This window comes from Actinoplanes sp. NPDC019969 (assembly GCF_055562375.1).
The window spans coordinates 310,950-323,763 of the sequence record NZ_JBVHFK010000004.1 but is presented as its reverse complement, the minus strand read 5'-3'; the positions used below and the strand labels follow the sequence as shown (position 1 = coordinate 323,763).

Here is a 12,814-nt window from a genome sequence, read left to right as displayed (position 1 = left end):
GGAGACCCAGCACCCCGTGGTAGGTAGGGCTGGCACTACCGACAGACTGGCGGCGGATGGCCAGGATGGGAGCATGGACTCGCGTGACTGGATCCGGGAGGGCATGCGCGCCGTGGGAGGCGGAGCCGTCGCCGTCCCGCTCGCCCTCGTCAACCTCCCGCTCCTCGTGCTCTTCGGAGTCGCGCTGGTGCTGACCCCGGTGCTCGGGCTGGGCCTGCTGCTGGTGCCGCTGGTGACGCGGCTGATCCGGTTCCGTGCCGACCTGGCCCGCCGGTTCGCCGCCGGGTCCCGGGTGCCGATCGCCCGGCCCTACCTCCCCCGCCCGGAGCGGGCCGTCCTCGGCGGCATCCGGCACTTCCGGTGGATCGTCACCGACCCGGCGACCTGGCGCGACGTGGCCTGGCTGCTGCCCGGTGGGCTGGCCGGTCTGGCCCTGGGCGTGCTGACCCTGGCGATCCCGCTCTACGGGCTCCAGGGCATCCTCCTCATCCCGCTGTGGATCTCCCTCGGCGTGGAGGGTTACGGCTACGGCGTGATCTGGCCGATCGAGACCCTCGGCGAGGGCTTCCTGTCCCTGCCGCAGGGCGCGGTGATCCTGGCCATCGGCGTGGCCCTGGCGCCCTACCTGCGCCACGGCGACGCGCTGGTCAACCGGCTGTTCCTCGCCCCGACCCGGGCCGCCGAGCTGCGGCTGCGGGTCAGCCAGCTTACCGTCACCCGGGCCGACACGGTCGACGCCCAGGCCGCCGAGCTGCGCCGGATCGAGCGCGACCTGCACGACGGGGCCCAGGCCCGGCTGGTCTCCCTGGGCATGACGATCGGCCTGGCCGAGGCGATCCTGGACGCCGACCCGGCCGCCGCCCGCGCCCTGCTCGCCGAGGCCCGGGACAGCAGCTCCGCCGCCCTGGTCGAGCTGCGGCACCTGGTCCGCGGCATCCACCCGCCGGTGCTCGCCGAGCGCGGGCTCGAGGGCGCGGTGCGGGCCCTCGCCATGGCCCTGCCGATGCCGGCGACGGTGACCGCCGCGCTGCCCGGCCGGCTGGACACACCGGTCGAGTCGGCCGCCTACTTCGCGGTCGCCGAGGCCCTGGCCAACGCGACCCGGCACAGCGGCGCCACCGGCCTGACCGTCGACCTGTGGCACACCGGCGGCACGCTGCTGCTGCGGGTCGGCGACGACGGCAAGGGCGGGGCCGACCCGTCCGGCGGCACCGGCCTCCGGGGTATCGAACGCCGTCTCGCCGCCTTTGATGGCACGATGAGCCTGTCCAGCCCGCGGGGCGGGCCGACCGTCGTGACCATGGAGCTGCCGTGCGCGTTGTCATCGCCGAGGACCTCGCCCTCCTCCGGGACGGGCTGATCCGGATCCTCCAGGCGTACGACTTCGAGGTCGTCGCGGCGGTCGACAACGGACCGTCGCTGCTGCCGTCCCTGCTGGAGCACCAGCCGGACGTCGCCGTGGTGGACGTGCGACTGCCACCCACCTTCACCGACGAGGGCCTGCAGGGCGCCATCGCGGCCCGGCAGAAGATCCCCGGGATGCCGGTGCTGGTGCTGTCCCAGCACGTCGAGCCGCTCTACGCCCGGGAACTGCTGACCGACCGGGCCGGCGGCGTCGGCTACCTGCTCAAGGACCGGGTGGCGAACGTGTCCCAGTTCGTCGACGCGGTCCGCCGGGTCGCCGCCGGCGGCACCGCCATGGACCCGGAGGTCGTCTCCCAGCTGCTGGCCCGCCGCCAGCCGCCGCTCGCGGCGCTGACCGCCCGGGAACGCGAGGTCCTGTCCCTGATGGCCGAGGGCCGCTCCAACGCGGCGATCGCCACCAAGCTGTTCGTCGGCGAGAAGGCCGTCAGCAAACACATCAGCGGCATCTTCACCAAGCTGGGCCTGCCACCCTCGGACGACGATCACCGCCGCGTCCTCGCCGTCCTCGCCTACCTGGACGTCTGACCCGCGTGTTGAGTTGGGGCGGGCCGTCCCGCCCGAACTCCACACGCTCTTGGGTGTGTTGAGTTGGGGCGGGCCGTGCCGCCCGAAAACCACACGCTCTTGGGTGTGTTGAGTTGGGGCGGGCCGTGCCGCCCGAAAACCACACGCTCTCGGGTGTGTTGAATTCGGGCGGACCGTGCCGCCCGAACTCCACACGTGGGTTCAGCGGAGGCGGGCGATCCGGCCCTTCTCGCCGGAGGCCCAGCAGGCGCCGGAGGACGTGCAGGCGACCGCGTCGAAGCTGCCCGTGTCGAAACGCCGCCACGTGACGCCGCCGTCGTAGGACACGTCACTGCCGGTCGGGCCGACGGCCAGCGCCGTGGTGCGGCTGCGCCAGGCGACCCCGGAGCGGTATTCGCCCGGTTCCCGCTTCGCCACGGTCCAGTGCCGCCCGCCGTCCCGGCTCACCGCGGCCGCGTCCGGCGCCGCCGCCGGGGTGACGTAGTCGCCGCCGACCGCGAGCCCGTGCCACGGGTCCCGGAACGCCAGCGAGTAGATCCCGGCGCTGGCCCCGCTCGGCACCGGTGTCGTGGTGACCGTCCAGGTCCAGCCGCCGTCGCGGGAGGCGAACACCCGGGCGGTGGCGTCGCCGCCGGTGGCGAACCAGGCGTGCCGCCCGGCCGAGACCAGGCAGGTGCCGCTGGCCGCGAACGCGAACTCGCCGGGCAGCGCGTCCGGCATGCCGGTGGTGGGCCGGACCTGCCAGCTGCGGCCGCCGTCGCGGGTCGCCAGGATCCGGAACTTCCCGCCGACCGGGTCGGACAGGGCCAGGCCGTGGCTCCGGTCGAGGAAGGTCACGCAGTCGTAGAAGGCCGCCGGGTCGTCGTTGCGGAACGCCTCGGTCCAGGTGGCGCCGCCGTCGGTGGTGCGGTAGATCCGGGAGTCGGGGCCGTTGCCGATGGTCAGGGCCACCGCGTGCCGGGCGCTGAACGCCTCGATGTCGCGGAACTCCAGGCCGGCCGCCTCCGGGGGCCCGACGGAGGCCCAGTTGCGGCCGCCGTCGACCGTGCGCAGCACGGTTCCCGCGGACCCGGCGGCCCAGGCGACGGTCGCGCTGACCGGCGCGAGCCCACGGAACCGTGCGGTGGCGCCGGTGTCGGTGAGCTGCCAGGACAGCCCGTGGCCCGGGGTGAATCCGGTGCTCGCGAGCATGACGAGGGCAAGCACTGCGATGGACAGTTTTCGATGCAGCGTCATGCCGGAAAACTACCGTGTCAAGCGATGGATCTCGATGGGCTGGGGGCGGGTGACGGCGCCGGCGTGCCGGGTTCCTCCTCGTCGAGGAGCAGGCGGCCGGCGAGCAGCGCGCCGCCGAGGATGACGACGGCGGCGAGCATCGCCGCGACGCCCTGGACGATCGGCCGTTGCCGCCGCCCGGGCACGCGCGCGAACCCGCTCCGCGGATCGCCCATCCCGCCACCCCCTCCGCAGTCCTCCTCGCATCTCAACGCGGAAGGGGCGCCGGCGGGTATCACCCGAACCGGGCGATGTCCATGACCACATCTAGCGGTCCAGCAGCTCCCTGAGGCGGATGCTGTCGGCGGTGGTCCAGCCTGCCGGTGGGGCGATGGCGGCCCACCCGTCGACCGTCTCGGACTTGTAGACGTGCCCGTGCCCGGTCGGCACCTTGGTGGAGAAGACCAGGTCGCAGGTGATCTGCCAGAACGTGATGCCGGGGTACCAGTGCATGTCGGGGGTGACGTCGGCGGCCCGTTTCCCGGTCAGCCACTGCGGTTTCTGCCAGAGCAGGTCCCAGCTCCACCAGACCACCGGGTCGGTCGCGTTCTGCAGGTACACCACCTTGGGCCGGGGGCCGGTCAGGTCGCGTAGCTGGGTCGCGTCGTCGGCGAACTCGATCGGCAGGCGGGGGTACTGCGGGTCCCAGACCGGGCTGCCGGCGGCCCGCCCGTCGGTGAGTTCGCGGTGTGCCGGGTTGGCGAAGGTCGGCCCGAGCAGCAGCGCCCCGTCGGCCCCGTCGACCAGGCCCTCGGGCGTGCCGAAGGTGGTCTCCATCCCGTACGTCCCGAGGCTCTCGCCGAACAGCAGCAGCCGGGGCCGCTCGCCCGCCGGCATGGCCGCCCAGCGTTCGCGGACCGCGCCGATCAGGGCGTCGGCCGCGTTCACCACCTCGGACCGGTCGCCGACGAAGGCGAAGAAGCTGGGCAGGTACGAGTACTGCATGGAGACCAGGGCGGTGTCCCCGGCGTACATGTACTCCAGGGCGCGGGTGACCTTGTAGTCCACCCAGCCGGTGCCGGTCGGGGTCACCACGGCCACCACCGACCGGTCGAAGGCCCCGGTCCGTTCCATCTCGGCGACCACCAGCCGGGACCGTTCGGCCAGGGAGTCCGCCGAGGTCAGGCCGGCGTAGACGCGGATCGGCTCGACCGCCGGGCGCCCGGCGAACCCGGTGAGCTCCTCGACCGTCGGCGCGCCGGTCACGAAGGCGCGGCCCTGCCGGCCCAGCGACTCCCAGGTGATCAGCGACTGCGGGCCGCCGGAGCGCAGCGCCGAGGACGGGACGGTCACCCCGTTGGCGGTGCCGCTGTTCTCCAGCGCCGCCGAGCGGTCGGCCATCGCGAACATGTTGGCCACCAGCACGCCGTCGAAGGCGCCGTAGGCGAGCACGGCGACGACCAGGATGCCGGAGAAGTACGCCGCCGGGGCCGGGAAGACCCGCTGGAACAGCAGCGCGCAGCCGCGGGTGGCCAGCCGGAGCAGGCGGGAGATCAGCAGCAGCAGGCCGAAGGTGAGCAGGCTGATGCCGACGGTGCGGAGGATGTCGATCTCCGGGACGGCCGGCATGCCCAGCCGGACCCGCAGGTCACGCTGCCACCGGGTGCCGAGCCACAGGAAGACGGCGACGAGCACGGGCACGAGCGCGGCCAGCAGCGCCCAGCCGATCCGCGCGGTCCGGGCCCGCATCGGCCCCCGTAGCCGGCGGGCCAGCGCGCCCAGGGTGGCGCCGAGCGCGTACCCCATCGCGGCGGTGATCCCGGCGACCACGCCCTGCAGCAGCCAGGCGCGTGGCAGCAGGGACGGGGTGAAGGAGAGGCAGTAGAAGGCGGCGGCGAAGGCGGCGCCGGTGAGGCTCAGGCCGGATCGGACGATGCGGCGCGGGCCCGGGGGGCCGGTCGTGGGGGCGGGGGTCCGTTCGGAGGAGCGACGCGGCGAGGGGATCCGTCCACGGAGCGGCGTCAGCCACCCGGGCGGTGGCGCCACCACCTGTCTGCGCATCCGGTGCTCCGTTCGTCGGGCCGGGACCGTACGAGGGGTGAGGGATCCACCCCGGTACGTGGCCCCTCCATCATCGTGGGTCTATGGCGCTGAACGCCGCCCTATTTGCCTCCGGGTTCTCCCTGGTTTTGTCCTCCGGGGTTCTTTCACTCCGGGCCGCCGCTGCCGATGGGCAGCGTGAGGAGGATTTCCATGCGGCTGCGCAACTGGATCGCGGTGCTGGTCAGCGTCTTACTGCTGGCCTGTGCCGGGGTCGTCGGCATCCTGGTGAACCGGTCGGCCGTGCAAGCGGTCGAGAGGGTGCACCGGAATGACACGACCGCGCTCGGCGACAACAACGGCACACTCACCGCCCAGCTCCAGACCTACTCCGCGGTCGAGCTGGGCCGGATCGCCGCGCAGTACGCCGCCGGATCGCCGGGGACCCCGGCGCAGATGCGGGCGGTGCTGGCCGCGGCCGCGAAGAAGACGAGCACCTTCACCTACGGCCTGATCCTGGCGGACTCCACCGGCGCGCGCGTGCTCGCGAGCCGGCCGTCCGGCCTGCCGTCGGCCGCCGATCCCGGCTGGAAGCGGATGTGGTCGCAGGTCCGCGGCACCGGGGCGGGCTTCTCGGACATCATGCTGGTGGAGGGCGCGAACGCGGGCGACCCGGAGTCCTATGTGGCGGCGGTCGCGGTGCCGATCTCCACCGCCGCCGGGTACCTGATCGGCCTGAACCAGGTGGCCCGGACCTCGCTGCAGGGATACATCGGTGAGCTGAAGAGCGACATCCACGAGACGACGATCGTGGACGCCAACGGCCGGATCGGCGCGGCCAGCAACCGGTCCCGGGTCGGCTCGACGATCAGCCAGAGCGTCTTCGCGCCGGAGGAGACGTTCGAGACGGACTCGCGGAAGTCCTCGTTCGTCCAGTACGACCAGGACGGCACCGCGATGGTCGCGGTGATCTTCGACAAGACGCCCAGTGGCTGGTCCTACGTGCGGACGCAGACCAAGAAGGAGTTCGACGGCGCGGTCTACAGCAAGAGCCAGACGCTGAACATCACCCTGTTGTCGATGCTGGTGATCGGGGTGGCCGGCATCATCGCGCTCGGGTACCGCCAGCAGATCCAGCGGCGCCGCGCCGACGAGCGGTTCCAGGCCCTGTTCCAGCACGCCCCCGACCTGGTGTCGGTGCTGGACCAGACCGGCCGGATCATCTTCAGCAGCCCGAGCACCACCTCGGTGCTGGGCTTCAAGCCGGGCTCGCTGGCCGGGCACAGCGTGTTCGACGTGCTGCACCCGGAGGACGAGCCGCAGATGCGGGAGCGGCTGGGCACGCTGCTCGCCGACGCGTCCGGGGTGCTGCGCCTGCAGTGCCGGGTCCGCACGGCGGGCGGCGAGTACCGCTGGTTCGACTTCACCGCCTCCAACCAGATGCAGAATCCGGCGCTGAACGGCATCGTGATCAACGCCCGGGACGTCTCGGAGCACCGCGCCTTCCAGGAGCGGCTGGAGCACGACGCCCAGCACGACCCGCTCACCGGCCTGCCCAACCGCCGGCGGATGCAGGACAGGCTGAACTCGACGCTGACCACGGGCGCGGTCGCGGTGCTCTTCGTCGACCTGGACGGGTTCAAGCCGGTCAACGACGTGCACGGGCACGAGGTCGGTGACGAGTTGCTGCGCCAGGTGGCAGACCGGCTGAGCGCCTGTGTCCGGGCCGAGGACGTGCTGGCCCGGGTCGGCGGCGACGAGTTCGTGATCCTGATGCCGGGCGTGCTGACCGCCGCCGATGCCGAGAGCATGAGCGGCCGCGTACGGTACGTCCTGGAACTGCCGTTCCGGATCGACGGTCACGAGATCGCGATCGGCGCGAGTGTCGGTGTCCATGTGGCCCCGGCCGCCACCGACCCGGACGAGGCCCTGCGCGCCGCCGACCACGCCATGTACGAGATCAAGCACGCCGGCCGGATGCCGGCCGGCGCGATCCGGATCGGCAGGCATCGCGCGGGGGACTAAACTTCGTGCACACTGGGTGCAGTAAGTTCCTCTCGAAACGGTGGTGGCGTGGTGTCCAAGGTGCTCTCCCGGCGTGACCTGGAATTCCTGCTCTACGAGTGGCTGGATGCGGAGTCGCTGACCGCCCGCGAGCGGTTCGCCGAGCACTCCCGGGAGACGTTCGACGCGTTCCTCGACGTCTCGCAGCAGATCGCCGAGCGTGACTTCGCCCCGCACAACCGCAAGGGCGACCTCAACGAGCCGACCTTCGACGGCGAGAAGGTCACGATCATCCCGGAGGTGAGCCGGGCGTTGCGGGTCTTCGCCGAGTCCGGTCTGCCCGCCGCCGGGTTCCCCGCCGAGCTCGGCGGCCTGCAGCTGCCGCACGTGGTGCAGCGGGCCTGCTTCCTCTGGTTCCAGGCCGCCAACACCGGCACCTCGGCGTACGCGATGCTCACCTCGGGCAACGCCCACCTGCTGGTCACCCACGGCACCGAGGAGCAGATCCAGCGGTACGTGCTCCCGATGCTCGAGGGCCGCTTCACCGGCACCATGTGCCTGTCCGAGCCGCAGGCCGGGTCCTCGCTCAGCGACGTGACGACGAAAGCCGTCCGGCAGCCGGACGGCACCTACCGGGTCGACGGCGGCAAGATGTGGATCTCCGGTGGTGACCACGAGCTCAGCGAGAACATCATCCACCTGGTCCTCGCCCGGGTGGAGGGCGCGCCCGCCGGGGTGAAGGGCCTGTCGCTGTTCATCGTCCCGAAGAGAAACCTGGAGACCGGCGAGCGCAACGGCGTCGTGCTGGCCGGTCTCAACCACAAGATGGGTTACCGGGGCACCACCAACACGGTGCTCGCCTTCGAGAACGCGGCCGCCGAGCTGGTCGGCGAGGAGGGCCGCGGCCTCCAGTACATGTTCCACATGATGAACGAGGCCCGGATCGGGGTCGGGGCGGGCGCGGTGGCCCTCGGCTACACGGGCTACCTGCACGCGCTCGCCTACGCGCGGGAACGCCAGCAGGGCCGCCCGGTCGGCGACAAGGACCCCACGGCGCCGCCGGTCGCGATCGTGAAGCACCCGGATGTCCGGCGGATGCTGCTCAGCTCGAAGGCGTACGTCGAAGGCGGTCTGGCTCTCGTCCTCTATGCGGCGAAGCTGCTGGACGAGCCCTCGCCGGAGAACGACCTGCTCCTCGACACGCTCACCCCGATCGTGAAGGCCTGGCCGTCGCAGTGGTGCCGCCTCGCCGACGACCACGCCATCCAGATCCACGGCGGCTACGGCTACACCCGGGAGTACCCGGTCGAGCAGTTCTACCGGGACAACCGGCTCAACTCGATCCACGAGGGCACCGACGGCATCCAGGCCCTCGACCTGCTCGGCCGCAAGGTCACCCAGCGCGGCGGGGCCGGTCTGGGCCTGCTGCTCGACCGGATCCGCACGACGGCGGCCCGGACGCCGGAGCTGGGCGCCGCCGTGACGAAGGCCGCCGACCGGCTCGCCGCGACCACGGCCACCCTGTGGTCGGATCCGTCGAAGGCTCTGGTCAACGCCACGGCCTATCTGGACGCCGCCGGCCATCTGGTGATCGCCTGGCTCTGGCTGGAGCAGCTGCTCGCGGCCGAGGGCAAGGAGGGCGGCTTCTACGAGGGCAAACGGCTCGCCGCGCGGTATTTCGTGACCCACGAACTGCCCCGGATCGGACCCGCGCTGGACCTGCTGGACTCCGGCGACACCCTGCTTCGGGACATGGACGACGCCTGCCTCGGCTAACTTGAAGGGCATGGCGGGCAAAGCCACGATCATCGAAGTCGGCGACCACGACGTGCGGGTCTCCAACCCGGACCGGATCTACTTCCCGGAGCTCGGCGTCACCAAGCTCGACCTGGTCGAGTATTACCTGGCGGTGAGCGACGGGATCGTCCGGGCGCTGCGCGAGCGCCCCTGCATGCTGCACCGTTTCCCGGACGGCCTGGCCGGCGAGAAGGTGCATCAGAAACGGGTGCCGAACGGTGCTCCGCCCTGGCTGGAGACGGTCCGGGTGAAGTTCCCGCGCTACCACAGGCACGCCGACGAGCTGTGCGTGACCAAACCGGCCGACGTGATCTGGGCCGTGCAGATGTCGACAGTGGAGTTCCACCCGTGGAACTCCCGGCGGGCCGACACCGAGAAACCCGACGAGTGGCGCATCGACCTGGACCCGATGCCGGACTGCCCGTTCGGCACGGTCCAGCGGGTCGCCCCGGTTGTCCGCGAGGTCCTCGCCGAGCTGGGCATGACCGGTCACCCCAAGACCTCCGGTGGCAGGGGTCTGCACGTCTACGTGCGGATCGCCCCGCAGTGGGGCTTCCCGGACGTACGCCGTGCCGCGCTCGCCTTCGCCCGCGAGGTGGAACGGCGCGCCCCGGACGACGTGACGACCACCTGGTGGCGCAAGGACCGCGATCCCGCCGCGCTGTTCATCGACTACAACCAGAATGCCCGCGACCACACCATCGCCAGCGCCTACTCGGTCCGCGGCGTGCCCACGGCCACCGTCTCCACCCCGGTCACCTGGGAGGAGATCCCGGACCTGGACCCGAGGGACTTCACCATCCGTACGGTCCCGGCGCGCTTCGCCGCCCTCGGCGACCTGCACGCCGGCATCGACGACCACGCGTACTCGCTGGACACCCTCCTGGAATGGGCCGACCGCGACGAGAAGGCCGGCCTGGCCACCCCCGACGAGAATCCCCGCGACTGAAACCGTGTGTGGAGTTCGGCCGCTATGCGCGCCCGAACTCCACACATGAAGTCGCGATCGCCGGGAACCGATCGTGGCTGTCCCGCGTGTATCGGACATGGCGGTTCAGACAGCGATGACCCACACCGCGGTGGCGCACCCGGAAGAGGACGGCTTCGAGGCCTTCTACCGGGCCAACGCCGACCGGGTGTACCGCGCTCTCGTGGTCACCCTGCGCCGTGACGACCTGGCCGCCGAGGCGGTGGCCGAGGCGATGTCGCGGGCCTACGCCCGCTGGCCCACGGTCAGCCGCCTGGACAATCCGGCCGGCTGGGTCTTCCGGGTCGGGCTCAACTGGGCGACCTCCTGGTGGCGCAAGGTCCGCCGGGAACGCCCACCGGCCGACGAGGCGGCCCATCCGCACACGCGGGGGCCGGAGGTCGGAGCCCGGGAGGCCCTGGGCCGGCTGCCCGAGCCACAGCGCGCCGTGATCACCTGCCGGGTGCTGCTCGACCTGAGCACCGCCGAGACCGCCGACGCCCTGCGGATCAGCGAGGGCACCGTGAAGAGCCGTCTCTCCCGGGGGCTGGCCGCTCTCCGGCACGAGCTGAACAGCGAGGACTGAGTCATGGAGACGATTCCCCAGGACGTGGCCGACACGGTCCGGGCGGCTGCGGGAGCCGCACCGGGATATCCGGGTGACCTGGCCGGCGTGCACCGGCGAGCCGGGCGCCGCCGCAACCGGCGGGCCGTGCTGTCCGCGGCCGGGGTGGTGGCGGTGGTGGCCACGGCCGCGTTCGGTGTGGCGGCCCAGCGAGGGACCCCGCGGGACGTGCCCGTGGCCGGATCCTCGTCCGCCCCGCTCCCGCAGGCCGCCTTCACGAAGCAACGGCTGATCCTGGACGGCGCGGCGGGTACCTACCGGGTCGGCGGCGGGGCTCCGGTGAAACTGGGCGGCACGTCCTCGATCGGGGAGATCCGGGACGGCAAGATGATCATCCACCGGGTCGCCGGCGCGCGGAGCTGGGACCGGGTGGTGCCGGTCGGCCCGCTGGACCTGGTGGCGCTCGGCACGGTCGACACCACGTTCGGGGTGAGACGGCCGGACGGGGCCCACGTCGCCGCATTCAAGACCCTGTTGGTGACGGTCGCGCACTCCGGCGGGGTGCTTTCCTACGCCGGCGTCCGCCGCTCCGGCGAATCGGTCGGTTTGCTCACGGCGGATCCCTTCACGGCGTACCTCTGGCGCCCCGCCGGTCTGGTCCGGTACGACCTCCTCAAAGGCACGGAGAAGACCGTGATCACGAAGGAGGCGATGGATGTCCCGGGCGTCTTCGACGGCTCGATCCGGGCCGCCGACCTGGCCGGGGACCGGCTGGCGCTGGTCCGCGAGCGGGACGGCTGCCGGGTCACGATCCTGGACGGCCCGTCCGGCGTGGAACGCACCCGGCTCCCGGTGGGCGAGGACTGTGACCGGGTGATCGGGGTCCGGCTCAGCCCGGACGGCGTCTCGGTGGCGGTCGCCTATCAGGCGAAGCCCGGACGGCCGGGCAGCATGCTGGGCGTCACGATTCTCCGGGTCGCCGACGGGGTGATGGCCCGCGGTGGGAGCGTCACCCTGGATGCGGGGACCGGCGCGGTCCTCGGCGCGACGGCGGATCCGCAGCGGGTCGCGATGGCCTGGCAGGACGAGCACACCCTGCGGGCCGTCTCGTTCCCGGCCGGTGACGGCGCCTACGAGTTGAACGAGCTGACCATCTCGTTCTGAGTGCGCGGTGGAACGCCCGGCGACCCCCGGTCACCGGGCTTCTGCCGTACCCCCGCCGGTGCTCTCGCGAATGATCAGCCGGTGCGGTGCCCGCAGCTCCAGTCCCGGCGGCGGGGTGGCGCTGGCGATGCGCAGCAGCAGCCGTTCGACGGCGGTGGTGGCGATCCACTCCTTGTCCGGCGAGATCGTGGTGATCGTCGGGTTGGAGTAGGAGCCGTCCTCGATGTCGTCGTACCCGACCAGCGCGATGTCCTCGGGGATCCGCAGGCCACGGGAGACGATGCTGCGGATCGCGCCGAGCGCGACCAGGTCGGAGTAGCAGAACACCGCGTCCGGTGGCTCCGGCAGATCGAGCAGGTGGTTCATGGCCTGCGCGCCGTCGATCCGGTTGAACCGTGGCGTCTGGATGATCAGGTCCTCGCGCGGGGTCAGGCCGCGCGCCTTGTGCGCGTCGCAGAAACCGCGGGTGCGCCGCTGCGCCGCCTCACCGGTGGCGTACGGCTGGTCGCCTATCGCGGCGATCCGCTGCCGCCCCAGGTCGAGCAGGTGCTCGGTGGCCTGCCGGGAGGCGGCCACGTCGTCGATGCCGACGTGGTCGAACGTGCCGTCGCTGCTGCGCTCGCCGAGGATCACCAGCGGGAGCGCCGGGTCCCGGTCGGTGAGGGCCTGCTGGTCGAGGCCGAGCGGGCTGAAGATGACGCCGTCGAAGAGGAGCCGGCGCGAGCCGTCGGCGATGAACGCGCGCTCGTGCTCGGGGTCGCCGTCGGTCTGGTCGATCAAAACGTTATAGCCGCCGACCCGCGCCGCGCGGATCACGCTCTGCAACAACTCGGAGAAGTACGGGGTGTCCAGGTACGGCACGACGACGGCGATCTGCCCGGACCGGCCCTGCGCGAGGTTGCGCGCGAGTACGTTCGGTCGGTATCCGAGTTCTTCCACCGCGCGTTGAACGCGCTCTCTCGTACGTTCCGTGACATTGGCGTAGCCGTTGACCACGTTGGAGACCGTCCGGCTGGATACGCCAGCCAGTTCAGCGACGTCACGCAGAGTTACTTCTCGACGCAAGGTGGCTCCCTCTGCCCGCTCCAAGTTTCCGGCAGGTTACCCCTTGC

11 protein-coding genes are annotated in these 12,814 nt (G+C 72.0%); 7 read left to right on the top strand and 4 right to left on the bottom strand.

What is annotated here, in order from left to right:
- Nucleotides 1-73: 73 nt before the first annotated feature.
- Together ACZ3II_RS14850 and ACZ3II_RS14845 are read left to right on the top strand one after the other, a co-directional pair.
- Nucleotides 74-1,360 (top strand): sensor histidine kinase, encoded by a 1,287-nt coding sequence (locus tag ACZ3II_RS14850; protein ID WP_465518178.1) that lies wholly within the window; start codon nucleotides 74-76, stop codon nucleotides 1,358-1,360.
- Entirely contained in the window at nucleotides 1,312-1,950 is a 639-nt protein-coding gene (locus tag ACZ3II_RS14845) for a LuxR C-terminal-related transcriptional regulator (RefSeq protein ID WP_465518177.1), read from the top strand. Before ACZ3II_RS14850 ends, ACZ3II_RS14845 begins: the two co-directional genes overlap by 49 nt.
- Before the next feature lie 201 nt (nucleotides 1,951-2,151).
- Here ACZ3II_RS14845 and ACZ3II_RS14840 read toward each other — a convergent pair whose 3' ends face one another.
- The 3 genes from ACZ3II_RS14840 to ACZ3II_RS14830 all read right to left on the bottom strand — a co-directional run bounded on the left by ACZ3II_RS14840 (nucleotide 2,152) and on the right by ACZ3II_RS14830 (nucleotide 5,226).
- Nucleotides 2,152-3,186 carry a WD40/YVTN/BNR-like repeat-containing protein gene (locus ACZ3II_RS14840; protein WP_465518176.1) on the bottom strand — a complete coding sequence of 345 codons (1,035 nt, stop codon included), beginning with the start codon at nucleotides 3,184-3,186 and terminating at the stop codon, nucleotides 2,152-2,154.
- A gap of 17 nt (nucleotides 3,187-3,203) precedes the next feature.
- Nucleotides 3,204-3,401 (bottom strand): hypothetical protein, encoded by a 198-nt coding sequence (locus tag ACZ3II_RS14835; RefSeq protein WP_465518175.1) that lies wholly within the window; start codon nucleotides 3,399-3,401, stop codon nucleotides 3,204-3,206.
- Nucleotides 3,402-3,492: 91 nt separating this feature from the next.
- Entirely contained in the window at nucleotides 3,493-5,226 is a 1,734-nt protein-coding gene (locus ACZ3II_RS14830; protein ID WP_465518174.1) for an alpha/beta hydrolase, read from the bottom strand.
- 192 nt (nucleotides 5,227-5,418) lie between these two features.
- On the opposite strand from ACZ3II_RS14830, the gene ACZ3II_RS14825 reads away from it, so the two are divergent.
- From ACZ3II_RS14825 to ACZ3II_RS14805, 5 genes are all read left to right on the top strand, one after another.
- Complete coding sequence (locus ACZ3II_RS14825; protein WP_465518173.1) at nucleotides 5,419-7,230, top strand: diguanylate cyclase domain-containing protein; 1,812 nt, start codon at nucleotides 5,419-5,421, stop codon at nucleotides 7,228-7,230.
- A 51-nt stretch (nucleotides 7,231-7,281) separates the two neighbouring features.
- Nucleotides 7,282-8,985: an acyl-CoA dehydrogenase gene (locus tag ACZ3II_RS14820; RefSeq protein WP_465518403.1), complete on the top strand. Its 1,704-nt coding sequence runs from the start codon at nucleotides 7,282-7,284 to the stop codon at nucleotides 8,983-8,985.
- 10 nt (nucleotides 8,986-8,995) lie between these two features.
- Nucleotides 8,996-9,955, top strand: coding sequence for a non-homologous end-joining DNA ligase (ligD, locus tag ACZ3II_RS14815; protein WP_465518172.1), 960 nt, complete (start codon nucleotides 8,996-8,998; stop codon nucleotides 9,953-9,955).
- 97 nt (nucleotides 9,956-10,052) lie between these two features.
- Nucleotides 10,053-10,559, top strand: coding sequence for an RNA polymerase sigma factor (locus ACZ3II_RS14810; protein WP_465518171.1), 507 nt, complete (start codon nucleotides 10,053-10,055; stop codon nucleotides 10,557-10,559).
- Between the two features lie 3 nt (nucleotides 10,560-10,562).
- A complete protein-coding gene (locus tag ACZ3II_RS14805) occupies nucleotides 10,563-11,702 on the top strand; it encodes a hypothetical protein (protein ID WP_465518170.1) in 1,140 nt (379 codons plus the stop codon).
- A 30-nt stretch (nucleotides 11,703-11,732) separates the two neighbouring features.
- Here the strand turns inward: ACZ3II_RS14805 and ACZ3II_RS14800 are convergent, their stop codons facing one another.
- The gene (locus ACZ3II_RS14800) at nucleotides 11,733-12,767 is read right to left on the bottom strand and encodes a LacI family DNA-binding transcriptional regulator (RefSeq protein ID WP_465518169.1); all 1,035 of its coding nucleotides are present in this window, start codon (nucleotides 12,765-12,767) and stop codon (nucleotides 11,733-11,735) included.
- Between the last annotated feature and the right edge of the window lie 47 nt (nucleotides 12,768-12,814).